Origin of the sequence: Haloferula helveola (assembly GCF_037076345.1) — a bacterium.
Lineage (GTDB): Bacteria > Verrucomicrobiota > Verrucomicrobiia > Verrucomicrobiales > Akkermansiaceae > Haloferula > Haloferula helveola.
Genome location: NZ_AP024702.1, coordinates 4,703,640 through 4,728,485 on the forward strand (window position 1 = coordinate 4,703,640; position 24,846 = coordinate 4,728,485).

Below are 24,846 nucleotides of genomic sequence, written 5' to 3' on the forward strand. Positions count from 1 at the left end.
AGTCAGGAAATGAGCATGCCGAAGGTGTAGTCCCAGCTCCGCTCGATCACCCAGAACATGGCGAGCGAGCCGATGGCGTAGGGAGGCACCGCTTTCAGCCATTCGGGAAGCTGGACCGGCAGGCGCTTCAGGACCGCTGCGAGAAGCAGCACGGCGGCGACGAAGATCAGTTGTCCTGCCTCGACGCCGACATTGAAGGTCAGCAGCGCGAGCGGAACCGCCTTCTGCGGCAGACCGATTTCGCCGAGCGCCCCGGCGAAGCCGAAGCCGTGGAGCAGGCCGAAGCCGAAGGCGACGACCCACGGCCAGCGGGCGGTGGCGGGATGGTCGCCGCGGCGCTTGCGCAGGATCTCCATCGCGACCAGCACGATGCTCAGCGCGATCACCGCCTCGACCGGCGGGCCGGGGAGCGAGACGTAGCCGAGGGAGGCGAGGGCGAGGGTGATGCTGTGTGCGAGCGTGAAGGCGGTGATGGTACCGACCAGCTTGCGGCGGCTGTCGATGATCAAAAGCAATGCGAGGACGAAGAGCAGGTGATCGATGCCGAGCAGGATGTGCTCGACGCCCAGCACGAAGTAGGTCCACGCCACGGCTCCCGTGCCCGGGGCCGCGGTGATGGTGGCGGTGATGTCGTCCGGTTGCAGGCGGGTCACGAACTCGGTGCCGTCGGCGTAGGCGACACGAACAAGAGCGTCGGTGAAGGTTCGTTCGAGCCCTCCGATCGTGACCTCAGTGCCGGCGATGCCTCCGGGGCACTCGATCTTCCAGCGGCGAATGTGGGCGTTGTCGACGAAGGCGTCGACCGGGTCGCCGACGGGTTTCACGCGTTCATCGAAATACGGATCCAGCGAGAGTCGCATGCTGTCACCACGCGCCGGCACTTTCCAGAGCACGTCATAGGTCTCGCCTTCGAGTTCGGTGATCTGCAAGTACGACGGGCGTAGTTCGTGGGCGCTGAGCGAGGCTCCGAAGGCGAGCCACCAGCCGAGGACAAGGGCGACGATGGAGTTGGGTGCGCGCATCATCCTTCCGGGTTGTCGGTGGCGGGCCACTCGACGGTGACCTCATACTTGTCCAAAAGCTCCGCTTGGAAACGCTCGCGGAACGCCATGCGGCGGTCGTGTTCCCATTCGCGGACGGCTTCGTTGCGGATCTCGTCGAGAGGGGGAAGGACGGGCTCGGTTCGCTCGTCGACCCGGACAAAATGGATGCCGAACCCGGATCGGATCGGCTCGCTCCACTCGCCGACCTCGAGCGGCTCGATCGCCCTGGCGAAATCCTCGCCGAAGGTGGCCGCGATCCGGTCGGGGGTGGCCCCGGTCATGTCGGAGGGCAGGAGGGTGGGGTGTCCCTCGGGCTCGTTGCCATCGTCGAACTCCGCCTTCGTCGAGTTGATCGCGCCGTCCGGATCCTCGCCGAGTTTGGACGGGTTGAAGAAGACTTGCCGGAAGGTGAATTCCGTGGGCCGGCCGAAACGCTCCGGATCGGCGCTCACGAACTCGCGCAGTTCGTCGTCGGTCGCGGCGCTGACTCCGATCTCATCGCTGAGGAACTCCATCTTCTGCCGCAGCCGGCGACGAATCAGGGTGTCGTTGTGATCGAGACCTGCGGCGGTGGCCTCGCGGTAGTAGATTTCCTCGAGGATGAAGTCGTCGATGAGGCCCTCCAGTTCTCCTCGCGTCGGCGGGCGCTGCCAGGTCTTGTGGAAAATGGTCGAGAGCTGCGCGATGCGCCCCGGTGAGACAACGATCTCGTTCTCACCCGGTTCACCGGCCTCGGGCTCGTTGGCTTGGTAGAGCGCGAACAGCAGCGCTCCGATCAGGACGAAGTGGAGCAGGGGTTCCTTGAGGATTTTCATGATGCGACGGGAAGGAAGTCAGGCGGCTTGGGGTTGCTTCGAGCGGCCGTTGAAGGCGAGCAGCAATGGAATCAACAGCAAGCCTCCGGCAACGGCGAGGACCGTGGTCGTGTTGCCGGGTTCGATGGTGCTCGACGGCTTCGAAACGGATGCGGAAGCGCGCAAGTGGTTGCGGATTCTCGCCGTGGCGGTGAGGTCGGGGGTGGTCTCGGCGAGGAGTGCTGAAAATGCCTCGGCGTGGTCATAGCGCTGCCAGCGCGTCAGGTCATCTGCCAGATCGGGGGCGAGCGAGGGAGCTCGCGCCAGCAGTTTGCCATAGGCGGCCACCAGAGCATCGCGAAGCTCGGGCGTGCCTTCGTTGCCATGGGTCATGAGGGTCGCGTGAAGGGCGGCAAGCTCCTCGGGGCGGCGCTCGGACTCGCCGAGGTAGAGCTCGGTGAGCCGGTCGATCGCGGCCGGACCGTCGATTTCGATGAGCGCGGTGGCGAAGGCAGCAGTGCGCGTGGCCAGGCCGTAGCGCGCCGAGTCGGTCACCCCCTTGCGGATGAATTCGTGGTCCCGCGGGTCGTCGCTCTTTCCGAGGAAGAGAATGTAGAGCGCGTGCCACTTCATCCGGCGGAGATTCTTGAGCTTTTCATGGAGTTGCTCGCGGGGAATCCGGTCGGCGTAGGCGAGGAGCTTCGAGTAGGACGCGCGGGCGACTTCAAGGTGAGCGAGGTCGGACAGCTCCGAATCATCGTTCCCGAGAAAGTTCGCGAAGTAGGCGGTCCGGGCATCCGGATCCGCCTTCCACTCTTCCGCCCGGTCAAGGATGGTCGCGACGACCGGGGCGAGGGTGTCGTCGTGAGTCGCGATTCTCCGCCATCCCTGTTCCTGCCCGAACCAGCCACAGAGCAGGCTCATCTCAGGGTGGTTGGAGAGTTTCCGCCGCGTTGATGAATCGAGGAACACATCGGCGGGCGGAACCTGCGCAAGGTCTCCCTTGAGGGTGCCAACGGATTGGAGGTGGTAGGGCCGCTCCGGGTGCTCCCTCGCAAGCATGAGATGCTCCGCCGATAGGACCCGGTCCGCAAGGGACTCGGTTGGCATCGGCAGGCAGATCTGGCAGGCCTGCGCGCTCAGCATGCCCAGCAGGACCGGCAAGAGGCCTTTGAAGGCTCCCGAAACCATGGGAATGAGCGTGCGGTTCATGGTGTGGGCGTTTCCTTTACCGCTCGGGGCGGGAAAGGATGAAGATTGGAGTGCCGAGCCGCGGGGTGGAGTATTCCTTGACCGCGCCGCGCGCGATCAGGTTTCGCAAGTCCCCGTTGGGGCGGGCATCGGGATCGAAACTCCCGGCACCGGCCCGGAGATAGGGAACCAGCTTGTGGACCTCGTCGATGCTCGGAACCGGGCAACCGGTCGTGCAGGGTCGGCGGCCGATCAACCGCTTCTCCCTTCGCTCGCGGAGCATCGCACTCGCCTCCGGGTTGTAAGAGTGGATCACCACACCGTTCGGAACCCGTCCGCGGAGCTTCGGGTCCGGATGGCTGGGGGGATACAGCATCTCGGCATAGACCCCGGACACGCCCTTCTTCGAGTCACCGGTCTGGATGGAGGTGTCGGCATTCCGCGCGATGCGGACGCCACCCATCGTGAAGAATCCGGGCGGAGTCTGGGAATCGCCGAAGCCCAGACCGTTGCGGCCGGTTCCGCAACGAACCGAAACCGCGACGGCTCCCGTCTTGCGATCCAACACGTGCATGCGCTGGCTGGCCGGATCGACGATGAACACGTGGGCCGGATCGTAACCGGGATGGCCGGCCTCGCGTTGTGCTTGGATCCCCGCCTCGATGAGTTGCCGGTTCGTGGGGCCGGTCCCGGCCGCGCAACTTGCCACGGCGAGGACGAAGAGCGGGATGAACGGTCGAAGGTTCATGCGAAAGGTGGCGGTGCCGTGGCCCGGCGTAGTCAAGGATTGTACCAGATCGGGGAAGTGTAGGCGCGCTCCTGAATCTTCATCGGCACTTCGTCGGGCATGGTGATGCCGAAGCGCTTGCACTCGTAGGCGGTCCAGCGCGGGGTCGGGATCTGGATCACGCGGACGTAGTAGAAGGCCGGCTCGGTGGGATCGAAATCCGGATCGGTCCAGACGGCGGACAACTCGGGTGCGCCGATGCTGTTCGTCCAAGTGGCGTTCTTCACGTCCACCGTGTCGCCGACCTTCTCCTTGCAGCGGCCGTCTTCGCCGATCTTCCGGTCTCCGGAAACGGCGACATCGTAGATCCGTTCGTGGGTTTTGCCCTCCTTGTCGAGCCAGCCCTTGATGACCTGCATGCGGTCGAGATTGCCGCCGATCGGGTCGCGCATGGCGGCGACGAGGAAGGAAGGAGACTTGCCGTCGGGGCCCTTCTCCATGTCGGCTCCCATGGGAACGCCCTTGTCGTATCCGACCCAGCCGGGCTCGCGTGCCATGGCGTCTTCCTCGGTGAATTCCCAGCCGCCGAAGAAGCGCACGCTCATGCGCGGACCGGTCGAGGCATAGACTTCCTTGCGGTGCATCGCGTCCCAGATCGCCTCACGGGTATTCTCGGTGGCCCAGACCGCGGTGTAGCCGGCGGATGCCATTTCCCAGCCGAGGATCTCGCGGCCGTCGAAGGCCAAAGTGATGTGCTCCCAGCGTGAGGGCGACGGCTCGACTCCGGAGTGCTTGCCGAAGAAGTTGTCTTCCTCGACCGCCGCAAGGGCGGTGTGAGCGTCGGTGCCTGCGGCGAGGCCGAACTTGAACGGATTCGCGCCGAGCTTCTTCTCCAGCATCAGGCCGTTCTTGTAGGCCTCGCGGGAGTACTCGTACTGGATCATGCCCGGCTTCTTCGGGGTCAGGTTGAGGTTGCCCTTGTCCCACAGTTCGAAGTCGGCGAACTCGTCGTTGGGGGAGAGGCTCGGGTGCGACTCGCCGTCGCCCTTGATCTGGGTGGTCTCGTAGATCCGCTCGAAGCGCATCCGCGTTTCGGCATACTCCTTGGTCAGTTCGCCACCGCTGTAGGTCTCGACGGCATTGAACATGAGACCGTTCGAAAGGTTCCCGTTGTGCGGAATGGCGTGGACGCGTCCGCCGGTCTTTTCCTCGTAGGTGGCCATCCACTTCCAGAGGTCCTCGGGGTCCTGGCTCTCGAAGGTGGTGTAGGGCGACATCTTGTCGGCGATCTCCTTGCCGTCGCGGTAGACCACGTTGCGGTGCATGTTGTTGCCCGGTCCTGGATTCGGAGTCCACTCGTAGCCGATGAACGCGGTGAAGCGGCCGGGGTCATTGTAGCCTTCGATGATCTTGGTGTATTTCTCCCAGACCGACTGCAGGAACTCGGGATCTTTCGCCGCCTCCGGGAGTGTTCCTTTGCCTTGGCGTTGGATCGCGTCCATCGCGACGGCCGTGATCGCGTCGAGGTCACCGCTGGCCATCGTCTCGTTCCACTTCTTGAGCAACTTGTCCTTCATCAACTCCTCGTTGCCGGCGCGGATCTCGGAGGTGAAACCCAGCGAGTCCGAGTGGTCGGTCATCACCACCCAGTCGAGCGGACGCGAAAGCTGTGCGGGAACGCCGTAAGTGGTTTCAACCGTTTCGCCGCGGGCGAATCGCAGCGCTTCCTCGACGCCGATGGTGCAGACAAAGCCGGCATCGAAGGACCAACTCGTGTGAAGGTGCTGGTCACCCCAGAGCGGGCGGGTAGGGAACTTGCGGTTGGCGTACGGAGAGAAGCTGCGGTCGCCGAGCTGCTTGGTTTCCTGAATCGCGGCGGGATCGACGGTGACGTCGCTGGAGTGGGCGGTTTCGGCGCTTGCGCTCGCGCACAAGCCAAGTCCTCCGATCAAGATCGCTGTTTTGGTGGTTCTCATGGCATTCCCTGGGGTTGGACGGGTTGTTTGGCGGTTCGGATCACGGCGTATACCAAATAGGCGAAGTGTAGGCGCGCTCCTGAGCGGTTTTCTCGGCATCTTCCGGGAGCTCGATGCCGAAGCGGAAGGCGTCGTAAACCACCCAGCGCGGGGTCGGGATCTCGATCACGCGGGCGTAGTAGAAGGCGGACAGGGCGGGGTCGAAGTCAGGGTCGGTCCACACGGCCCCGAGCTCCGAGGCGCCGATCGAGTTGCTCCACGTGGCGTTCGCGAGGTCCACTCGAAGCCGATGATCGCGGTGAAGGTGCCGGGGTCGTTGTGTTCCTCGGCGGCCTTGATGCAGCGCTGCCAGACCGAGCCGTAGGTCTTTGCGCCGGGAGAATATTCATCGAGCATGCCGTCGGGAAGTGTCCCTTGGGCAAAGTTGGTGATCAGGTCCTTTGCAGCGGTCGCGGCTTCCTCTCCGCCAGCCTTCATGCCGGCGTACCACTCCTTGCCCTTGTCGTACTTCAGGATGTTCGGCGACCCCTTCGCGATGTCTTCGGAGAAGCCCATCGCGTCGGAGTGGTCGGTGATGACGATCCAGTCGAGCGGGCGTGCCAGGCGGACCGGTTGGCCGGTGGATGCGACGACTTCCTCGCCCTTGGCGAACCGGTAGGCCTCGTCGAGACCGAGGGTGTTTCCGAACAGCCCGGCGTCGGCCGAGAGCCGGGTATGCAGGTGGGTGTCACCCCAATAGACCCGCGACGGAAACGAGCGCTGGGCGTAGGGGGAGTAAGCCTTCCCCGGGTAGGCGTCGGAAAGCGCATCTTTGGTGGGCGAGCCCGCGTCCTGGCCGTGGACCATGAGCGGGAAGCAGATGGCAGCAGGGATATATCTTACTTTCATGGAATCGTTAGTTAAAGCAGGGAGCGAAAACATGTAAATAACAGACGATTTCCCCAATCGGTTCCCGGCGGGTCTGCGGCTTATATCAAGGTTCGGTGAGGGGCCCCGGCTGTGTAGTTGAGGCACTCTCGATCGCACGGAGCATGACGCTGAGGCCGTGGTTGAAGCAGCCGTCGCCGCAGACGGGCTTGAAGCCGGGGATGTGGCTGCCCTCGCAGTGCTCATCAGGCGAGTGGTCGAGGGTGATGCCGAAGGAGGCCGGCGTGGAGATCGAGGCGCCCTCGGGCGGGCGCGTGTAGACCGATGTTCCGCCCTTTATGGTTTCAAGCACCTTGATCTCGGCCAGCTTGTCCTCGTCGATCTCGAGCGGGTTGTCGGAGAGGATCGCGAAGTCTGCGACCTTGCCGACCTCGATGCTGCCCTTGGTCTTCTCTTCGAAGTGCTGCCAGGCCGGCCAAATGGTCAGGGCCTTGAGTGCGGTGGGAACATCGACACGGTGCTCCGGGCCAAGCACCTTGCCGGTGCGGCTCTTGCGGGTGACGGTGGCGGAGAGAATTCGCATCGAATCGGGCAGGGCGACCGGCGCATCGTGGTGACTGCCGAACATCATGCCGCGCTTCAGGGCCCAGCCGGTGGGCGAGATATTCGTCGCGCGCTCGGGACCGAGCACCGAGTCACGGTGGTAGTCGCCCCAGTAGTAGGTGTGCATTGGGAAAAGCGAGAGGAACACACCGAGCTTGTGGTAGGCTTCGACCTGATCCTCACGCAGGACCTGGCCGTGGATGAGCACAGGCCGGTTCTTGAGATCGGGGTGCTTCGCCTTCGCCGCGGTCAGCGCCTTGATGTAGCGGTCGGAAGCTGCATCGCCATTGCAGTGGCAAAGAATCTGCCAACCGTTGTCGAAGGCCTTCTCGACGGCCTTCATGGTGGTCTCCTCATCGATCGCCGCGTAGCCGACATAGTCCTTGTCCTTGCCGGGCGGTGGCTCGAAGTAAGGTTGGGTCAACCATGCGGTCTTGCCTTGCGGCGAGCCGTCGATGGTCAACTTCACGCCGCCGACGCGGTAGCCGTTCTTGTAGTCCATCGTTGGCTTGGGGTTCTCGACCTCAAGGACGTCCGGGTAAGCGACGAGATCGATCGGCAGTTTACCCGAATCGGCGACCCTCTCCATCGCTTCAAGGCCGGCGCCCATGGCGCGGCCTTCCTGGGCGGTGGTGTAGCCGAAGGATGCCTGGAGCTTGGCACCTTCCAAGACGAGCGTGTCGTTGATCGGGTTGTCGAAGTTGGCGGCCAACTGGCCAATCAGCATGAAAAAGGCGTATTCCTCACAGACCCCGTTGGGTTCGGTGGATCCCTCTTTCCGCTGGAAAACCCCTCCATCCGGATCCTTGGTCTCCGCGGTGATTCCGGCCAGCTCCAGCGCCTTGCTGTTGCCGACGCCGAGGTGGCCGGATTGGTGGATGATCAGGACCGGCACTTCGGTGGAGACCTTGTCGAGGTCCTCCTTGGTCGGATGGCGATTCTCGGCGAGTTGAGAGTTGTCGTAGCCGAAGCCGGCGATCCAGCCGACGCGTTCCACCACCTTGCTGTTGTTCAGCGCCCAGTCGGCGAGCAGCTTCTGGATGCTGGCGATGTCCTTGCCGGTGCCGTCCGGTGGAGGAAGCAGGTTTGCGGTGCTCGCCTGCAGGCCGATCATGTAGGTGTGGCCGTGCGAATCGACGAAGCCGGGCAGCATCGTCTTGCCGCTCAGGTCGATGAGTTTGGTGTCGTCGCCCTTCGATTTCAGGACCTCGTCCTTGGCTCCGACCGCGAGAATCTTGCCGTCCTTGACCGCCACCGCCTCGGCGGTTGGTTGATCGTCATTGACGGTGATGACGGCGCCGCCGTGGTAGATGGCGTCCGCCGTGTCGGCGGCGTGGACAAGGCCGCTCGAGAGCAGTCCGAGAAAGGGGAGGAGGCAGGTGGGTTTCATGCTCGGATGGGTTTGAGTTGAGAGTTTTCAGGGGACGGCGCCTCTAGCTGGCGGCAGCCATGCCTTTCGAAATCTTGCGGAACTTCATGGTGAGCAGGAGCAGGGGAATGGCCATCAGGACCGCGGCGATGCCGAGAAGACGGACCACCCATTCTCCGAAGAACATGGGGGCCACGATGAGAAGAACCCCGAACAGCGTCGTGACGATTCCGCCAAAGAGGCCGCCTCGCTTCTCGCCATCGACCTCTTTGAAGGAGCCGACGATTTCAAAGATGCCGCTGATGATCACGAAGGGAGCGACGATGAAGAGCACGGTCTTGATCGCGACCGAGGAAACGAGGGCCGGTTGGAGAAAGACGAAAGCCCCGGCGGCGAGCATGAGCGCGCCACGGAAAATCGACCAACCGCGTGATTGCGCCTGACCGGTGAAGGCGGCCGTCAGAGCGAGAACGCCGTCGAGCGTGATCAGAATCGCGATCACCTGGGTGAACGCGACCAGGCTCAGGCCCGGCTTGAAGATCATGAAGAGCCCGATCCCGAGCATGGCCAGGCCGCGGAACAGGAAGTACCACCAGACGGCGCCGATGGATTGGTTGGCGCCGAGGCGAGCGGGCTTGGCTTCCTTGGTGCTCATGGCGGTCCGTCGCTAAGGGGCCAAACGTCAACCGGCCGGCGAGGTGCCGGCCGGTTGGGGAGTCAGTGGCTTACTGCCGCGGGTTGTTGATGAACTGCTCGACGACGTTCGACATGTCGAAGGACTTGCCGCCTTGCACCGGCGGATAGTCGGCCAGCGACTTGAGGTGGGCGTTCATCTGCTCGCCCATCGGCGCCATCAGCCATGAGACCTTTTGCATCAGGTGACCGTAGGCGTCGGTCGTGTCGTAGCTCTCATACGGGTCGGTCCGGATATTGAAGACCATCGGCGCGGTGCGCGGCTGGATCGGATCGTAGTAATCTTCCTTGGTCGAGAAGTGGAACTTCCACGGACCCATGCGAACGGCCATCAGCTTGCTCTCGTAGTAGTGGAAGATGAGGTTCCGTTCCGACTTGTCGGACTTGCCCATCCAGTAATCGAGGTTGTTGACGCCGTCGATGAACTGCTTGTCCTCCTTGAGGATCTTCTCCGGGAGGTCCGGCATTCCGGCGGCCGCGGCGAGGGTGGTGAACAGGTCCTGGTGCCCTTGGATGCCATTGAGCACCTGTCCGGCCGGAATCTTGCCGTTCCAGCGCGCGAAGCAGGGCACGCGGACCCCGCCTTCATAGGTGGTCATCTTTTCTCCGCGGAAGGGGGTGGTGCCCCCGTGCGGCCATGAGTTGTGCTCGGGGCCGTTGTCGGTCGAGTAGACGATGATCGTGTTGTCATCGATGCCCATGTCCTTGAGCGCCTTCAGCACCGTGCCGATATCGTGGTCGTGCTGGAGCATGCCGGCGCCGTAGTAGTCCATCTCCATCGTCGACTTCTCGACCTTCTTCAGCCACTCCTCGTCGATGCGGGTGTAGAGGTGCATCCGGCTGGAGTTGAGCCAGCAGAAGAACGGCTCGTCCTTGTCGACCGAGCGCTTCATGAAGTCGAGCGCCTTGGGGATGACTTCCGCGGAGTCGAAGTTGTGCATGCGGGCCTGGGTCAGCGGGCCGGTGTCCTCGATCTTCTGTTTGCCGACCTTGCCGAAGCGCGGGTGAACGGTCGGGTCCTCGGTGTCGGTGGCGAAGGAGTGGATCACGCCGCGCGTGCCGAACTTCTCTTCGTAGGCCTCGAGGCTGCCCGAGTATTCCTCGGCGAAGTTCTGGTAGTCCCGCTGCTCGCTCTCCTCCTGGGTGTTGAGGTGGTAGAGGTTTCCGTAGAACTCGTCGAACCCGTGGGCGGTCGGAAGGTGCTCGTTGCGGTCGCCGAGGTGGTTCTTGCCGAAGTGGCCGGTGTTGTAGCCGCCTTCCTTCAGATACTCGGCGAGGCAGGGTGATGCGGCCTGAAGCCCGAGTGCGTCGCCCGGTTGGCCGACCGTCGTCATTCCCGAGCGGATCGGATACTGGCCAGTGATGAATGCGGCCCGACCCGCGGTGCAGGACGGCTGGGCGTAGTGGTCGGTGAAGCGGACGCCTCCGTTGGCGATGCTATCGAGGTTCGGCGTCTTGTAGCCCATCAGTCCGCCTTCATAGCAGCTGAGGTTGGACCAGCCGATGTCGTCACCCCAGATGACCAGGATGTTCGGTTTGTCGGCGGCGTGGACAGTGCCTGTTAGGGCAACAAGGGCGGGCGCGAGAGCCCGACTCACGGTTCGGTTCAGTTTCATGTGTTCGGAGGTAGGTTTGGTAGCCGGAACGCAGGCCCAAGGACTCCGGAAAATCAGCTCCAGAGACCCTGTTAGCCTTTTGTTCGTAAGTAGCATTACTAGTTTGGTTCTCGCGCCGCGCGAATCATTTCGATATGCAATTTGCGAAATGTCTGACGATGACCACAGCGCTCGCTTCATGAAGGGCAAGGTGCCCTTTCGTGACGTCGATCACTACTCCGAGTCACTCGCTCCGGTATGGGACTTGGAATTCCGCCAGCTCACCGCTTCCCAAGGCCCCGGAGGTTGCAGTTTCGTCACCGACGGCCGCGCGCTGATCTATCAGGAGCGGTATCCGGCGGCGGTTTCGATCAATGGGGCGGTCGGCAGCGAGCGGATCGCCTTCGCATTGACCGACACCCAGGGGCAGTCCGGACGCTGGGAGGGACGCGGCCATCCGCCGGACTCCATCGCTTATGCGGACTATCGCAAGAGTCTGGATGTCATGATGCCTGCCGGAACCAACAATCTGGTAGCCGTGCTGCCGGTTCGGGAATTTGCCGACAAGTTCGCCCGCCTGTCCGGTCGCGATTACGATTCGGCGCTTTCTCCCGACCGCCTGTTCGCCCGAATGAAAGACGGCGGGCGGGAGCGGATCGCGACTTGCCTTCAGAGATTGATGTCCGAGCCGGTCGATGCAGGCACGGTAACGACTTCGATCGTCGCAAGCCTGCTCGACGGGTGCTTTTTCGGGACTGACGAGCAGATGGATGATCGAAGGCAGTCGCGGCAGTTGTTCAGGCGGGCGGTTGAGATCTGCATGGAAGCTTCGCCTCCGCTGACCAGCCCGGGTGAAATCGCGCTGCGGCTCGACGTGAGTCTGCGGTCGCTGCAGTTGGCCTTCCGGGCGTGCGCTGGCGTTTCTCCGGGAACCTACCTGCGACGGCTCCGCCTGAACCGTGCCCACGCGATGCTCCTGCGTTCCCGGATCGGCGAAACGACCGTGGGAGCCGTCGGGCTGGATCTGGGATTCACCGAACTCGGGCGGTTCGCCGGCGAGTATCGGGAGCTCTTCGCCGAACTGCCGTCGGAGACCCTCGCCAAGCCTCCGCGGGTCGTGCGGGGACGGTTTCCGGACTTTCCGTGAGATGCCGGGCTTAACGGCCGACAGGGCGTCCCAGTTGGATCCTTGTCTTCGGTTTGACCTCGGGGAGTTCCTCCTCCTGTGCCGTTTGCGGAAGCTGCTTGCCAAGATGGAGGTAGAGCAGTCGTCGGACCTCTTCGATGGCGTCGTCGTTTCCGGTGATCGTCACGTGGCTCGCGGCCACCATCCGCTCGCTCGCGACGTCGTCGAGATGTGAGCTCCAATAGGGCACAACCTTGTCGCTTGAGTCGGCGATGGAATCCGACGGATCCGCTTGCCCCGCGATGGTGTGGTAATCGACGCGGGGGTTGACCGGGAGTTCGAGGACCTTCGCGAGGAACTGGGAGTCGGGGCGGAGGCTCTTGATGCTGTCTGGCCTCGAAGTCAGCTGATTCTTGCTGAACTCGGTGAGGCCGGGGAGACGGTCCAGTTGGGTAATCGAGAGCCCCGTGCTCAGAATGTCGCCGGGGAGACGAATGAGCCACGATCCGAACCGGCCGAGCGAGTTTCTGGCCAAGTCGCTTCCCCGGTGTGGGGCGGCGATGAAGATGGCCCGGCGAATCGAGGGATCGTAGTCGAATACCATCAGGCGCCGCAGCTTCTCCTGCTGGGCTTCGCCGACATCGAGGTCCTCGATCGGTGTATTGAGATACATGTTCCGGACGCGGTCACCGCTTTTGCGGATCTGGATGTTGGTCAGGATTCCTCCCATGCTGTGCCCGATCATGACCATCCGGTCGAGTGCGGCGCCGCCGCCTCGGGCCTTGGCCATGGCGCGATAGGCGGCCAGATGTGACCGCAGTTCGGCGGCATTGCGGATGATCGGGTAACCGGTGGGGTATTGGAACACCAAGGGTTGGTAGTTTTGGCGAAGGACCGGATCGCTTCCGAGTACGGCGATCATCGTAATCCACGTGTCGGGGCTCGACATCAAGCCGTGGACGAAGATCAACGGAATCTTGTCGGCTTGGTAAGGGGTCAGCTCGTAGAGATCGGTCTCTCCTTCTTCCTTCGCCGGCCGGAGCATGCCGAGAAACCCGTCTTCCGGAGTGGGCGCGTACTGATACAGGTAGGCAAGGGCGGCCGTCCACTCGCCTGCCAGAGGCGCCGATCGGCCTCCGACTTGGACGCTTCCGGTTCGGGACAGGTCGCTGACGATCATCTCGGCACGATTCCCGGTCTCGGAAAACCCGACAGTCGCGTTGAGGTGGAGGATCAGGCCGAAGTCCGGGACAAATCTGGTTTCCAGATCGTCGATCTGGTCCTTAGGGCGGCGCCCGATGACGACACCGCCGATTCCGTCGTTGTATCGACGCTCAAGCTCGGCGTGTTTCAGTTCGATCCTGTCGGCGGCGTAGAGCTCATCGAACGATCCTGGGCGAATCGTTCCGGCGCCGGTGGTGCGCAGGTTCAGGTGGTGGACTCCGATGGGACCCTTGAATGTGGCGTGCAGCTTCCTGACACGGCGTCGGCTCTGAAGCAGGCAGGCCAGGTCTGCGCAGCTGTCGTTGTAGATCAGGCGGAGGTCTCGCGCAGCCCCCGACGGCGACATTTGAAGGGCATGATCGAAGCTCAAGCGCGCCGCATCGAGGTAACAGCCCGCCGCGAATTCCGGGTCCGTCTCCGCGACTTCGTCTCCCAGCGCTCCGCACAGCCGGGCGAGCGCGAGCAACCGCTCGTCGCTCGGCTCCACTTTCTGGAGTTCGTCGAGCTTCTTCAGCGCCGCCGAAGGATCGGACCGGTAAAGACGATCCAATCCATCCTGCCTCAGGACCCGACGGCTCCGACCGTCCAGTCCCGCAAGTTCGGCGGCAGGCGCGCCGGCGACCGGCTTGTTCCGGATCTCAACGCTTGGCGAAGCGCAGGAAGCGAACAACAGGAGGGCTGTTAGGGTGCCCACGCGAATGAACCAAGACGACAGCGGGACAGTGTGCCCAGTGCGACGGGAAGCTGGAGTCGCTCGAGGCTCTCTATCCGTATCCATAGCAGCATATGACGGGAAATCGGACCGCAGGCTTCAAGCCCGAAACTCCGGTCTCAAAGAACGGTGCGACGAAAAGAATGTTGCCCCGGTGTGACGAAGTCCGCCAGCGGCTCACGGATTCATTGCCTGCGAGAGCGGTTTCGGTGAGGCGGTCGGAAGGGACCAGGTCACGAGGAACAGGCCGCAACCGATCGCCAGAACCAGCGCGGCGGCCGCGATCCGGGCACGGCTGGCGAAGCGGCCGCGTCGTTCTTCGCCGAGCCGGCGCTCGACCGAGTTCCTGCCGACGATGGCCAGCAGCCCGATCCCGGACATGGCGACAGCCATGCCGAGGGAAATCGCACAGACGAGTAGGATGGCGGGTATCAGGAGATCATTGGCCATGCCGAAGAGCAGGACCAGCAGGGCACCGGTGCAGGGGACCGAACCGACCGCGAGGGCCAGCCAGCCGGACGGTCCCTTCTTCTCGTGAAGAGACGCGCAGGAACAACACCCGTCGCTGTGATCGTGGTGATGCCCGTGGTCGTGATGGTGCTCCCTTCGCCCTGACGACCGGACCGCCTTCCACAGCATGAAGGCACCGATGCCGGCGATGGTGGCGTAGCTCGCGAGTCGGACCATGCGGTAGTCCGAGGGCGCCTGACCGGTGGTTTGGCGGACGGCGAAATCGGTCAGCCACACCACGAGGATCGCCGACAGGACATGAAACACCGCGATCTGGGTGCCCATCCGGATGCCGCGACCGAGACTTCCGCCGTGGCCGATGAAATAGGAAACGACCACCGCCTTTCCATGCCCGGGGCCCAGGGTGTGCACGACGCCGTAGAGGAACGCGACCACCAGGCCCCACAGCAGCGGCCCGGAGCTCCGGCGTTCGCTGATGTCGGTCATGGTCTTGGTGAAGAGCAGCGAGACCCGCGTCTGCCACGCCTGCCACAGCCCGTGACCCTTCAGCGCCTCCTCAGGCACCTCGACCTCGGCCAGCGTGTCGGAGTCGGATGCGGAGTAGGACGAAATGATCGGTGCCGTCATGTTGTAGGCGACCTTCACGGTGCCGCTTCCATCGACGAGGAACAGTTGGTATTCCGCCGGTTCCAAATGCAGGGTGCCTTCGATCCAGACGGGGGTGAAACGCCCGCGGTTCTCGACCCCGTCCGGAGCCGAGACGTGGATCATTTGGTTGGGCGGCGGAGGAGGGGTGTGAATGCAGGCGCCGACCCATGGGACCAGGAGAAACTCGGTGATGCGGCTTTGGTCCTCCCGCAGAGGGAGCACGTAGCCCGGGATCCGGATGGTCTTCCCGGCCATGCTTGCGTCGACCTGTTCCGCCTGCTTCTTCCGCTGCTCGATGACCCGGTCCCTCTGGGACAGGATCCAATCGACGTCGATCCCCTGGGCTTCGAGTTCGGCGACGAGCTTCTTCTCGTTGCGCGCGCTTTCTCCATCGGGATCGATCGCATCGCGGGCGAGCAGATTCCGGACCCGGGCGATCATCCCGAGGTTCTGGAGTTGCTCCTTGGACAGTTCGGCGAAGGGGTCGTCGAACTCGACCGCTTCGCTCGGGAGTAGATCCTTCCAAGTGACCTCCCTCGCTTCCTCGGCGGCGGCAGGAAGCAAGGCCGAGAAGGCTGTCAGGAGCAGCGGGACGGCAACCAGTAGCCGGGTCATCATGGGGTCAGGATTCGGAGCTTCGTGCGGGCTGCGGGAGGGATGGTCGCGCGTCGCGGAGCGCATCCGTTCTCCCATTCATTGCCGTGGCCCGTCCTCAAGGCTCGAGGGTGTTCTTGTAGACCTTCCCGTCCTTCATGATGACGGCGAAGTTTTCTTCGGCATCACCGACCAGATTCAAGTCCTCGAGGGGGTTCCCGTTCACGACGATCAGGTCGGCATAAGCACCTTCCTTCACCACTCCGAGCGGCCCTTTCGGATAGGGGCTTCTGGGGCCTGACATGGCCAGCAACTCCCCGGCGGTCGATGTCGCCTGACGCAGCGCTTCGACCGGCGAGTACCAGCGGCCGAGTTTCGCGACGAACTTGCCCTGCTTCAATGCAAGCCCTGGATCGAACAGTGCATCGGTCCCGAAAACGGTCTTCACGCCGATCTCCTTCGCGAGCCGGTAAACCCGGTCGGTTCCTTCCGTGACCTGCACAAATTTGCGTCGGTTTTCGGATCCCTCGGGGAATGGGATCGCGTCCTCATCGTCCAGAATCGGCTGCATGCTGAGAAAGGCTCCCTTTTCCTTCATGAGGCGGAGGGTCGGCTCCGTCAGCAAATGCCCGTGTTCGATGCTCAGGACCCCGGCCTTGACGGCCCTCTGGGCCGCCTCGTCGGTAAAGACGTGGGTGCAAACGTAGGTGTTCCAGTCGGCGGCTGCCGCGACCGCCGCCTCCGTCTCCTCGATGGTGTATTGGGTGACGTCGAGCGGGTCGTAGTTGGAAGAAACGCCTCCTCCGGACATGATCTTGATCTGGGTGGACCCCATGCGGAGAGCTTCGCGAGTGCGCAGGAGCACGTCCGGCACTCCGTCCGCCACGACAAAGTGGCCGATGCGCTCGGCGTAGCTGAGTGGTGCGCCCGGATCGATCGGCACGGCGGTTGGAGGTCGAAAATCGGAGTGTCCCGAAGTCTGGCTGATCGCCGGACCGGACGGGAAAATCCTGGGTCCATCGTAAACGCCCGCATCGGTCAGCTTGCAGAGAGAAAAGACGTTCCCCGCCATGTCCCGCACGGTGGTGAATCCCCGAAGCAACGCCTTCTCGTTGCTCTTCGCTCCGACGAGCAGGTGATACGCCTGGTCGGTATTGAGCAGGGCGGGGACCGAGAGGCTGTTGAACGCGGAGTGCCAGTGCATGTCGATCAACCCCGGCATCACCACCTTGCCTGTCGCGTCGAGGACGGTAGCGCCTTCCGGTGCCTCGATTCCCGCCGCGATCTTCGAGATCATGTTCCCTTCGATGAGGATGTCTTTTCCTTCGATCAGCGTTTCGTTGACGCCATCGAAGATCTTCGCATTCGAGATGAGGGTGCTGGAAGCGGGTTCGTCCTGGGCGGATGCCGAGAGGATCGTGGCCGCGAGGGCCATGGTGAGGCCCGTGAGGTGCTTTTGCTTCTTCATGATTCGTTGGTTCTGGCTGTGATGTAATTCTTCAGATGGGGTTTCACTTCGAAGACGCCAGTTTCTTGGTGATGGCGCGTGCCATGGTCTCATCGTGCTAGTTATTGATCGTGTTCTTGTAGATCTTCCCGTCCTTCATGATCAGGACGAAGTTCTTCTCCGGATCGGCCACGAGATCGAGGTTCTCGAGCGGGTTGCCATCGACCAGGAGCAAATCCGCCAACGAACCTTCCTTGATCACGCCATTCACTCCGGGATAGGGGTCCCTGGGACCGCACATCTTGAAGAGCTGGTAATTGGTGCTGGTGGCCATTTTCAACACCTCCCACGGCTCATACCACCTTTTGAGTTTGGCGAGTGACTTCCCCTGTTTGGCCGCAATCTCCGCGCCGTTCTGCAAATCCGTGCCGAAGGCGAGCTTCAGATCATACTTTTTCGCCAACTCGTAGGCCTTCTCCGTGCCAGCGGTCATCGCTAGGAATTTTTGATTCTCGAAAGAATCTTCAGGAAATGGAATCCGGTCTTCATCATTCAACAACGGTTGCAAGCTAAGCCATGCGTCTTGTTTCTTGATCAGCTTCGCGGTGTCTTCCGTAATCATATTGCCGTGCTCGATGCACTGGACCCCCGCTTCCAAGGCTCCGCGGACCCCGAGATCCGAATAGGCATGCACACATACATAGGTGTTCCATGTGGCTGCGACTTCCACCGCTGCCTTCATCTCATCCAGCGTATACTGCATGACGTCCAGAGGGTCGCTCAGTGAGGCCACGCCTCCGCCCGCCATGACCTTGATCTGGGTGGCACCTCTCATCAGGTTCTCACGCACCCGCCTCTGCACCTGGGGCACCCCATCCGCGATGCTCGTCCAGCCCATGATTTCCCCATCGAGAAGCTCTCTTCCGTCTTTCCTCGGGATCGCCGTAGGAAAGCGGAAATCGCCATGGCCGGAGGTCTGCGTGATATAGGCACCTGAAGGATAAACCCTGGGCCCCACGCATCTTCCCTCTTCGATCATCTTCTTGATTCCAAAAACCGGCCCTCCGACATCGCGGATCGTGGTGAAACCGCGCATCAGCGTGGCTTCGGCAGCTTCCGCCCCGACCAGGGTCAGATAGCCAAGGTCATTCACGAAGATCTGCATGCTGGCAATATGGGCATGCATGAGATGCCAATGCGCATCGGTGAGCCCGGGCATCAGAGTCTTGCCGGCGGCATCAATCACCTCGGCGCCATCCGGCGCGGCAAGGTCCTTGCCGATTTGCTTGATCAGGTTCCCCTCGATGAGGACATCGACTCCTTTCTGGAGTTCCTCGTTCACCCCGTCGAACACGACGGCATTGGTGATAACCGTGGATTTTGCGGGTTCCTTCGCCTGTACCGCCATCGACGTGAAGGCGGAGATCAGGGCGGCACCTGCGAGGGCTCTGAGTGGTTTCATCGTTCTAGAGGTTGGCGTGTTGACTAGGTCAGGAGGAGGCAAACGGCGGCAGGAGTGCCGCGAGGATTCGATAGGAAACCCATCGAGTTGTTGGTTCAGTTTCCGCGGATCCAGCGTTCGACAAAGTTGTCGATAACCGGGGTAACGTTGAAGCCGATCATCCAGTCCGAGCCGAAGGCGTCGGGGCGATCGATATAGTAGTTGATCTCAGCCTGGAGTTTGACCGGAGTGTTGCCGAACATGACGGTCTTGCCGACGGTCAGGTTGAGCGGGATCGTCCAGTCGTTGGTTTTCCAATCGTAGCTGAGGATCGGGGTGCTGCCGACGCTCCAGCCGCCCCCGGGAAGGGAGATGAGGAAAAGTTGGCACTGCGAGGTGTTGAACTGGCCGTCGCGCCAGCCGGCGACATTCCACTGGTGGCTGGGGAAGATCCCGTAAACACCCCACTCCTCGAACTTGGCCAGCAGCATTTCGGGTCCGGCTCTAAATTGGCCTCCGGCGATGCGGCTGTCGGTGGCGGTCGGCAGGGTTCCCACCATTCCCACGGCCCAAAGGAAGCCGTTGGGTTCGGTCACCCCGTAGCCGATGTCGAAGCCGATGTCGCCGAGGCCGGTGACGCTGTCCCAAGTGCCGGTTGCTGGATCGATGATCGGCTGCTCGAAGAGGATCGGGAAGGCGGGCCGCACGAAGAGGTTGGCTTTGCCGCCGGAGGAGGTCGGTTCGAGGGAGAAGGGGAAGACCGGTTGGAAGAGGAGCGTGAAGTTGTCCTGACTCGCCGAGCCCGGGATGTCCCCATCGTAGAAGCGATACTGGTTCTTGAAAGTCAGGCTGGCCAGCGAGTTGTTCGGGTTGGCGAGTTCGCGGGCGATCTCGTCGGTGGACTTGGCGGGAACGGAGCGGCTCTCCAGCTCAATCGCCGCGTCTTGGGCATGGGCCCCCGTCGAAATGCCAAGCACGGCCACGGCGAGCGAGTTGATCAGTTGTTGCTTCATGGTTTTCAATGGATATCTAGGGCGGATCCCTTCCAGTAGGCGGCGAATGAAACGATAGTCTCGGTCTCAACCTCGAAATCCCCCCTGCGGGTTCATGTTCAGAACGTCAGTCGGGTACGCAACCCGAACAGGGCCACGAAGTGTTCGTTAGGGTTGAGTGCCGGATTGATGAGAAACTGGAGGCTCGGTGTGAGCTGGAAATTCTCCAACAACTGCAGTCGGTAGAAGACTTCAGCGGTCCACTGGTCATCGAGTGGCACGGGGAAGGTGTCCGAATTGGGGCGCCCCCAGTTGAGGCCCACGCCGAGCAAATGCCCGCCGGGTTCGTTCATGTAGCCGAAGCCCGTGCTGACCGATGCTTCGTAGGCGCCCGCGCCTTCGTCCGCCCAGCCACCACGCAGGAACACCAACCACCGGTCGGCGAGCAGCTTCGATACCGAAGCGTTCACTCCCCAGCCGCCCTGACCACCGGTTTCCTTGCTGTCGTCGAGCTGCCAGATCGCGATGTGTGCATTGTCGAGGAAGAGCCGCTTGCCTCCGCCGGTGAATCCGATTTCGAGGGACTTGAAGGTGTCGAAATCACTGAAGAATGTCTCGAATCCTCCGAACACGGAGGTCGGGTCCGCGCTGGCATCGGCGATCCCGGCCACCGCATAGACGTGGTCCGTCAGGTAGCCGCCGATCATTATGCCAAACGCACCGTCAGGCAGCACCGACTGGGTGTTCGAACCCGTCGAGAACGCGAGATTGTGGAAACCGTTCCAGGGGCTGGCGAGACCGTAGACGTCGAAGTAGGACTTGATGTCGATGAAGCCGACCCTCGCCACAACCCGGTCGTCGCAGAAGTACTGCTTCCAATTGAGTTCCGTGACTCGAAAACCGTCGTCGTTGAAGACCGGCTCGGGGGCTCCCGCGTAGCCCACTTCAAAGCCGAAGGCGGCGGGTGGCACGTCGGTGAAGCGGTGCCGGTGCTCGACCTTGTAGACCAGGCCGCCGGTGTTCTTGCCTTTGGGATTCACCAGGTCCCACGATCCGAACAGCCGGAAGATTCCCGAAGCGGAGGTATCGTCGCCGGGGCTGTCACTGGCGGCGAAACCGACCGCCGTGTAGTCGCCACCGAAACTGAATCCGGTTCTGTCAGTGACCCCGGTTTTCCACTCCTCCCATAACTCGAGCAAGTTGCGGTCGAGCAGATCTGCCTTTTCCTGCCGCATCTCCCCGGCGAGCGTATGAGGGTCGTCGGGCCCGGATAGAGGGTTGCTGTCGAGAGCGCCCGTTTCCGCCCGGGCGATCGGCGCGGTCGCAAGAACGAGTGTGACCATGGAAGTTACAGGGGAGGGGAGTTCCCGGTACGGCTTCATGTTCAAGATTTGCTTCGGGTTCACTGGACGCTTGCCGCTAATACTCCTTGTAGTTTGGCTTCCGCTTCTCGGCGAAAGCAGCCATGCCCTCCTTCTGATCCGGAGTGCTGAAGAGCCCATGAAAGAGACGGCGCGCGAGCTTCAGGGCCGGGATGAGCGGCGTCTCGGCTTGCTCGTTCACCGCTTCCTTGCACGCGAGGACGGCCAGTCTCGGGTTGTTGGCGATCGTTGTGGCGATCTCCATGGCCACTTCGAGGTGTTTGCCGTCCTCGACGGCCTTGGTGATCATGCCAATTCGCTCGGCTTCCGCGGCGTCGAACCATTTTCCGGTCAGCACGTAGTACATCGCCTTGGCCTTGCCCACGGCACTGGCCAGGCGTGCCGGACCTCCGCCCCCGGGGAGGACGCCCAGTGTGACTTCGGTCAGGCCGAACTTGGCGGTCGAGTCGGCGATGATCATGTCACACATCAGCGAGATCTCGGTGCCGCCGCCGAAGGCGAAGCCGCGAACCGCGGCGATGACCGGTTTGCGCAGCCCGGCGACCTGGTCCATGTAAGCGGCCAGATCGGTGAGATAGGCGCTCTCGAAGTCCTGCGAGGCGATCCATTTCAGATCGGCGCCGGCGCAGAATGCCTTGTCGCCTCCGGCCAGGATCATGCAGCCGATGCCGTGGTCGGCGTCGAATTCCATCAGGGCATCGGTGACTTCGGTCGTCACCTGCTCATTCAAGGCATTCATCGCCTCGGGGCGATTGAACGTTACGATCCCGACCTTACCCTTCCGCTCGGTTGTGATGAACTGGTACTTGCTCATCGATTATTTCCCCTTCCAGTTGGGTGCGCGCTTTTCAGCAAAAGCCAGGGCGCCTTCCTTCGAGTCCTCGGTCCGCATGAGCCATTCGAAATACTCCTTCTCGAGCCTGACGGCTTGGGTGAGGGGCATGTCGAGTCCCTGCATGACGACTTGCTTCATCTTCTGGACGGCCAGCGGCGCGCACTTGGTGATCTCCGAGGCGATCTGTTCGCACTTCTCCATCAATTGATCCGCCGGGACCACATGATTGACGAGGCCAAGCCGATAGGCGTCCGAGGCGTCAATGCGACCGCCGGTGTACAGTAGTTCAAGTGCCGGACCCAACGGAATCACTCGAGGCAGTCGCTGGGTGCCGTAGCCGCCCGGAATCCAGCCGAGCCGAACTTCACCCGAGCCGAAATGAGCATCTTCACTGCAAACGCGAATGTCGGCGGCCAGCGCCTGCTCCAAACCGCCGCCGTTGCAGTGACCATGGATGGCTGCGATTACAGGTTTCGTCAGGGTCAACATGCGCGGGTAAAGGCGATCCACGAAACCCTCCGCATCGGGCGACTTGACCCATTTGATGTCGGTTCCGACGCAGAATGCGCGGCCTTCGCCGCTAACGATCCCCACCCTCAGGTCGGGGTCGCCCTCCAGTTCTTCCCATGCATCCGCGATCGCGTCGTACGTTTCGCCATCGCAGGCGTTCATGACTTCCGGGCGATTGATCTTCACGCGGATGATTCCGCCTGATTTTTCAATAATGACTTTTTTCATAATGATTCCAATTTCGGTTGCTTGAATGGGGGTGTTGAAATTCTTGAGTTTGGGAAGAATGCTATTTTGAGCTCTCGCCGGCAGGGATCAGTCCAAGCCCATCGAATCCGGCAATCATCAACTGCACTGCCAGTGCGCAAAGTAGCACGCCCACAATCCGCATCACCACCTTCAGGAACTCGGGCGGAATCTTTGCAAAGATACGCTCCGCGCCCAAAAGCACCCCAAGGTTGATGGCCATGATGATCAGGATGATCCCGAGCAGGATTCCGACATCCATGATGGCTCCAGGGCTGAATCCCTGTCGGAGAGTCGCCTCGATTGCGATAATGGCGACAAGGCCCTGAGGAGACGCCATCAGCGGTACCGCGAGCGGGTAGGCTGCGATACCGATGGACGGGGCAGGGGGTGGGCCGCTTGCGGTTTCCGGCTTGTCTTCTGCGATGACCAGATTGAGCGCAAAGACGAAGAGAATGGCGCCGCCGGAAATCAACAGGGCTTCCACGGTAATCTTCAACGCCGACAGAATGACGGCCCCGGCCAAGGTAAATAAGATGCAAACGACCGTCGTGATCAGCACCGAACGGAAGGCGATCTTCCGTTTGAGGGAAGCATCCGCGTTTCGGGTCATGGTCAGGCTGACGATCGCAGCCTTTCCCGCATTCGTGGTCGCGAATAGAAGTATAAATATCTCAATCCAGCCCATCTCTAGTTCCTTTCCATTGTTTGTGCGTGTTCATCCTGATTCGCTGTTTTCCCTGGGGATCAATCCGCGTCGATTGGTGGCAAGCGATCCCGAAGTTGATTCTTCGCCACCTTGTCGAGGGTCGTGCGGGGAAGTTCGTCGACCACTTGCACGGATCGGGTCACCTTGAAGTCCGCTAGGTTTTCACGACAGTAGGCGGTGATCTTCTCGATGAGATCCGCCTCGGGGAGAGCCTTGCCCGCGTCGTTGAGGATGACGAACGCGGCGGGCACGTCACCCAGCATGTGGTGTTTCTGCGCGACCACGGCACACTCCTCGACGAGGCCCGACTCGGTGATGACGCGTTCGATCTCGGACGCGGCCACATTCTCGCCGCCGACCCGCAGCATGTCCTTGTCGCGGCCGACGAAGAAGAACCAGCCGTCCTCGTCGATCCGGACCATGTCACCCGTATCCAGCGCGCCGTTCGCATCGAAGGCATCCTCGGTCGCCTCGGGGTTATGATAGTATTGCTTGAAAAGGGAGACGCCCCGCTCGCCGTGGATGAAAAGAAGTCCCTGCTCGCCCGGCCCGGCCGGGGAGCCGTCCTCCTTGCGAACCTCGATTCCGTAAAAAGGAGAGGGACGCCCCATCGTTCCGGGCGGGCCGACATGATCCGCATCCGCGATGATCGCGGAAGCCACGGTCTCGGTCATTCCCCAATAGCCTATGGTCTCAACCCCGAACTCTCTTTCTGGATCCGGCAATCGAGCCAGCGACATCAGCACGCGGACCCGGTGCTCGGGGACGGGTCGGCCCTGGAGGGCCTTGAAGGCAAAGGGGATCATTGATGCCCAGGTCACGCCATATCGGGCGCATGTGTCCCAGAACCGTGAAGCGGAGAATTTCGGCTGCAGCACCACCGTGCCCCCGGACCAAAGGGTGGTCAGCAAGGCCACCTGAGCGTTGGCGTGAAACAGCGGCATGTAGACGAGTGTCGCGTCCTCGCGACGGAGACGCATGCTCATCGCCATGGATCTTCCGCACCACAAGGCGTTGGCGTGGGTCCAGACGGTGGGCCTGGGGCGAGAGGTTGTCCCGGAGGTGAACTGCACCGAAAAATCCCGCGCGGGATCCCGCGGCAGATCGGGAAGAGGAGAGTCGCTGCAGAATTGCGAAAAGGGCTCGGCTCCAAACTCCTCCGGTCCCTGCGTCGGACCATCGGTTGGGGGCTGACTTTCGGTCATGATCATGCAGGTGGCGTCTCCGCAGGCCTCGCGCACCATGGCGGCAAACGAAGGCTGGGTGACTGCGGCGACGGGCCGCATGACTTCGGCAAAATAGCGGACGTCGGCCGGTACCGCCCGGGAGTTGGTCGTCACCGGGACGGCACCCAGGATGGCGCAGCCGAACCAGGCGATCAGGAGCTCCGGGCAGTTCTCAAGATGGACGAGCACGAAATCACCGGCGCCGATTCCGCGGTCATGTAGGCCGGCGGCGAACCGATTGGCATCGCTGGCGAACTCCGCATAGCTCCACCTTCGTTCCTCGCCCTCGAAGGGAGCCCAGATCAGGAAGGTCTTCTCCGGTTCTCGGTCGACCCATTGGCCGCCCAGCCAGGCAATATCCATGCCGCGAAACATATCCAGTTTCGAACTTGGAGATTCGTTGCCACTCATAAGCCAGTTTCCGG

At 62.2% G+C, this 24,846-nt stretch carries 20 protein-coding genes and 1 pseudogene; 1 reads left to right on the plus strand and 20 read right to left on the minus strand.

Annotated features, from left to right (window positions below; all coding sequences use genetic code 11):
* Positions 1-2: 2 nt before the first annotated feature.
* The 10 genes and pseudogenes from HAHE_RS17780 to HAHE_RS17825 all read right to left on the minus strand — a co-directional run bounded on the left by HAHE_RS17780 (position 3) and on the right by HAHE_RS17825 (position 10,879).
* Entirely contained in the window at positions 3-1,025 is a 1,023-nt protein-coding gene (locus tag HAHE_RS17780; protein ID WP_338686328.1) for a HupE/UreJ family protein, read from the minus strand.
* A complete protein-coding gene (locus HAHE_RS17785; protein WP_338686329.1) occupies positions 1,022-1,858 on the minus strand; it encodes a peptidylprolyl isomerase in 837 nt (278 codons plus the stop codon). The genes HAHE_RS17780 and HAHE_RS17785 overlap by 4 nt, the downstream gene beginning before the upstream one ends.
* Before the next feature lie 18 nt (positions 1,859-1,876).
* On the minus strand, positions 1,877-3,049 hold the full coding sequence (locus tag HAHE_RS17790; protein ID WP_338686330.1) for a hypothetical protein: 1,173 nt from the start codon (positions 3,047-3,049) through the stop codon (positions 1,877-1,879).
* A 16-nt stretch (positions 3,050-3,065) separates the two neighbouring features.
* A complete protein-coding gene (locus tag HAHE_RS17795) occupies positions 3,066-3,776 on the minus strand; it encodes a L,D-transpeptidase (RefSeq protein WP_338686331.1) in 711 nt (236 codons plus the stop codon).
* 32 nt (positions 3,777-3,808) lie between these two features.
* Positions 3,809-5,731, minus strand: coding sequence for a DUF3604 domain-containing protein (locus HAHE_RS17800; protein ID WP_338686332.1), 1,923 nt, complete (start codon positions 5,729-5,731; stop codon positions 3,809-3,811).
* A gap of 40 nt (positions 5,732-5,771) precedes the next feature.
* Positions 5,772-6,011, minus strand: a pseudogene (locus HAHE_RS17805) (DUF3604 domain-containing protein); the annotation flags it as partial.
* A complete protein-coding gene (locus tag HAHE_RS17810) occupies positions 5,897-6,652 on the minus strand; it encodes a DUF3604 domain-containing protein (protein WP_425510994.1) in 756 nt (251 codons plus the stop codon). The gene HAHE_RS17810 and the pseudogene HAHE_RS17805, both read right to left, overlap by 115 nt.
* A gap of 52 nt (positions 6,653-6,704) precedes the next feature.
* Positions 6,705-8,591: an amidohydrolase gene (locus tag HAHE_RS17815; protein WP_338686337.1), complete on the minus strand. Its 1,887-nt coding sequence runs from the start codon at positions 8,589-8,591 to the stop codon at positions 6,705-6,707.
* Positions 8,592-8,634: 43 nt separating this feature from the next.
* Positions 8,635-9,225, minus strand: coding sequence for an HdeD family acid-resistance protein (locus tag HAHE_RS17820; RefSeq protein WP_338686339.1), 591 nt, complete (start codon positions 9,223-9,225; stop codon positions 8,635-8,637).
* Positions 9,226-9,295: 70 nt separating this feature from the next.
* Positions 9,296-10,879 carry an arylsulfatase gene (locus HAHE_RS17825; RefSeq protein ID WP_338686341.1) on the minus strand — a complete coding sequence of 528 codons (1,584 nt, stop codon included), beginning with the start codon at positions 10,877-10,879 and terminating at the stop codon, positions 9,296-9,298.
* Positions 10,880-11,027: 148 nt separating this feature from the next.
* Between HAHE_RS17825 and HAHE_RS17830 the strand changes: the two genes are divergently transcribed.
* Positions 11,028-12,005 (plus strand): helix-turn-helix domain-containing protein, encoded by a 978-nt coding sequence (locus HAHE_RS17830; protein WP_338686343.1) that lies wholly within the window; start codon positions 11,028-11,030, stop codon positions 12,003-12,005.
* 10 nt (positions 12,006-12,015) lie between these two features.
* On the opposite strand, the gene HAHE_RS17835 is transcribed toward HAHE_RS17830, so the two are convergent.
* From HAHE_RS17835 to HAHE_RS17880, 10 genes are all read right to left on the minus strand, one after another.
* Positions 12,016-13,902: an alpha/beta fold hydrolase gene (locus tag HAHE_RS17835; protein ID WP_338686344.1), complete on the minus strand. Its 1,887-nt coding sequence runs from the start codon at positions 13,900-13,902 to the stop codon at positions 12,016-12,018.
* 195 nt (positions 13,903-14,097) lie between these two features.
* Positions 14,098-15,657 carry a DUF3299 domain-containing protein gene (locus tag HAHE_RS17840; RefSeq protein ID WP_338686345.1) on the minus strand — a complete coding sequence of 520 codons (1,560 nt, stop codon included), beginning with the start codon at positions 15,655-15,657 and terminating at the stop codon, positions 14,098-14,100.
* A gap of 94 nt (positions 15,658-15,751) precedes the next feature.
* Entirely contained in the window at positions 15,752-17,101 is a 1,350-nt protein-coding gene (locus HAHE_RS17845) for an amidohydrolase family protein (protein WP_338686347.1), read from the minus strand.
* 97 nt (positions 17,102-17,198) lie between these two features.
* Entirely contained in the window at positions 17,199-18,542 is a 1,344-nt protein-coding gene (locus tag HAHE_RS17850) for an amidohydrolase family protein (protein WP_338686349.1), read from the minus strand.
* Positions 18,543-18,637: 95 nt separating this feature from the next.
* Positions 18,638-19,534 carry a hypothetical protein gene (locus HAHE_RS17855; RefSeq protein WP_338686350.1) on the minus strand — a complete coding sequence of 299 codons (897 nt, stop codon included), beginning with the start codon at positions 19,532-19,534 and terminating at the stop codon, positions 18,638-18,640.
* Positions 19,535-19,632: 98 nt separating this feature from the next.
* Complete coding sequence (locus HAHE_RS17860; protein WP_338686351.1) at positions 19,633-20,856, minus strand: carbohydrate porin; 1,224 nt, start codon at positions 20,854-20,856, stop codon at positions 19,633-19,635.
* Positions 20,857-20,932: 76 nt separating this feature from the next.
* Positions 20,933-21,709 carry an enoyl-CoA hydratase-related protein gene (locus HAHE_RS17865; protein WP_338686352.1) on the minus strand — a complete coding sequence of 259 codons (777 nt, stop codon included), beginning with the start codon at positions 21,707-21,709 and terminating at the stop codon, positions 20,933-20,935.
* 3 nt (positions 21,710-21,712) lie between these two features.
* Entirely contained in the window at positions 21,713-22,468 is a 756-nt protein-coding gene (locus HAHE_RS17870; RefSeq protein WP_338686354.1) for an enoyl-CoA hydratase/isomerase family protein, read from the minus strand.
* Between the two features lie 61 nt (positions 22,469-22,529).
* Complete coding sequence (locus HAHE_RS17875) at positions 22,530-23,174, minus strand: MarC family protein (protein WP_338686355.1); 645 nt, start codon at positions 23,172-23,174, stop codon at positions 22,530-22,532.
* Positions 23,175-23,233: 59 nt separating this feature from the next.
* Complete coding sequence (locus HAHE_RS17880; RefSeq protein ID WP_338686357.1) at positions 23,234-24,784, minus strand: AMP-binding protein; 1,551 nt, start codon at positions 24,782-24,784, stop codon at positions 23,234-23,236.
* Positions 24,785-24,846 lie beyond the last annotated feature (62 nt).

Coding starts and splice junctions, on each gene's coding strand:
- HAHE_RS17785 (WP_338686329.1), bottom strand. CDS start 1,858: ATGAAAATCCTCAAGGAACCCCTGCTCCACTTCGTCCTGATCGGAGCG.
- HAHE_RS17875 (WP_338686355.1), bottom strand. CDS start 23,174: ATGGGCTGGATTGAGATATTTATACTTCTATTCGCGACCACGAATGCG.
- HAHE_RS17820 (WP_338686339.1), bottom strand. CDS start 9,225: ATGAGCACCAAGGAAGCCAAGCCCGCTCGCCTCGGCGCCAACCAATCC.
- HAHE_RS17855 (WP_338686350.1), bottom strand. CDS start 19,534: ATGAAGCAACAACTGATCAACTCGCTCGCCGTGGCCGTGCTTGGCATT.
- HAHE_RS17815 (WP_338686337.1), bottom strand. CDS start 8,591: ATGAAACCCACCTGCCTCCTCCCCTTTCTCGGACTGCTCTCGAGCGGC.
- HAHE_RS17870 (WP_338686354.1), bottom strand. CDS start 22,468: ATGAAAAAAGTCATTATTGAAAAATCAGGCGGAATCATCCGCGTGAAG.
- HAHE_RS17845 (WP_338686347.1), bottom strand. CDS start 17,101: ATGAAGAAGCAAAAGCACCTCACGGGCCTCACCATGGCCCTCGCGGCC.
- HAHE_RS17810 (WP_425510994.1), bottom strand. CDS start 6,652: ATGTTTTCGCTCCCTGCTTTAACTAACGATTCCATGAAAGTAAGATAT.
- HAHE_RS17860 (WP_338686351.1), bottom strand. CDS start 20,856: ATGGTCACACTCGTTCTTGCGACCGCGCCGATCGCCCGGGCGGAAACG.
- HAHE_RS17795 (WP_338686331.1), bottom strand. CDS start 3,776: ATGAACCTTCGACCGTTCATCCCGCTCTTCGTCCTCGCCGTGGCAAGT.
- HAHE_RS17850 (WP_338686349.1), bottom strand. CDS start 18,542: ATGAAACCACTCAGAGCCCTCGCAGGTGCCGCCCTGATCTCCGCCTTC.
- HAHE_RS17780 (WP_338686328.1), bottom strand. CDS start 1,025: ATGATGCGCGCACCCAACTCCATCGTCGCCCTTGTCCTCGGCTGGTGG.
- HAHE_RS17840 (WP_338686345.1), bottom strand. CDS start 15,657: ATGATGACCCGGCTACTGGTTGCCGTCCCGCTGCTCCTGACAGCCTTC.
- HAHE_RS17880 (WP_338686357.1), bottom strand. CDS start 24,784: ATGGATATTGCCTGGCTGGGCGGCCAATGGGTCGACCGAGAACCGGAG.
- HAHE_RS17790 (WP_338686330.1), bottom strand. CDS start 3,049: ATGAACCGCACGCTCATTCCCATGGTTTCGGGAGCCTTCAAAGGCCTC.
- HAHE_RS17825 (WP_338686341.1), bottom strand. CDS start 10,879: ATGAAACTGAACCGAACCGTGAGTCGGGCTCTCGCGCCCGCCCTTGTT.
- HAHE_RS17865 (WP_338686352.1), bottom strand. CDS start 21,709: ATGAGCAAGTACCAGTTCATCACAACCGAGCGGAAGGGTAAGGTCGGG.
- HAHE_RS17830 (WP_338686343.1), top strand. CDS start 11,028: ATGTCTGACGATGACCACAGCGCTCGCTTCATGAAGGGCAAGGTGCCC.
- HAHE_RS17800 (WP_338686332.1), bottom strand. CDS start 5,731: ATGAGAACCACCAAAACAGCGATCTTGATCGGAGGACTTGGCTTGTGC.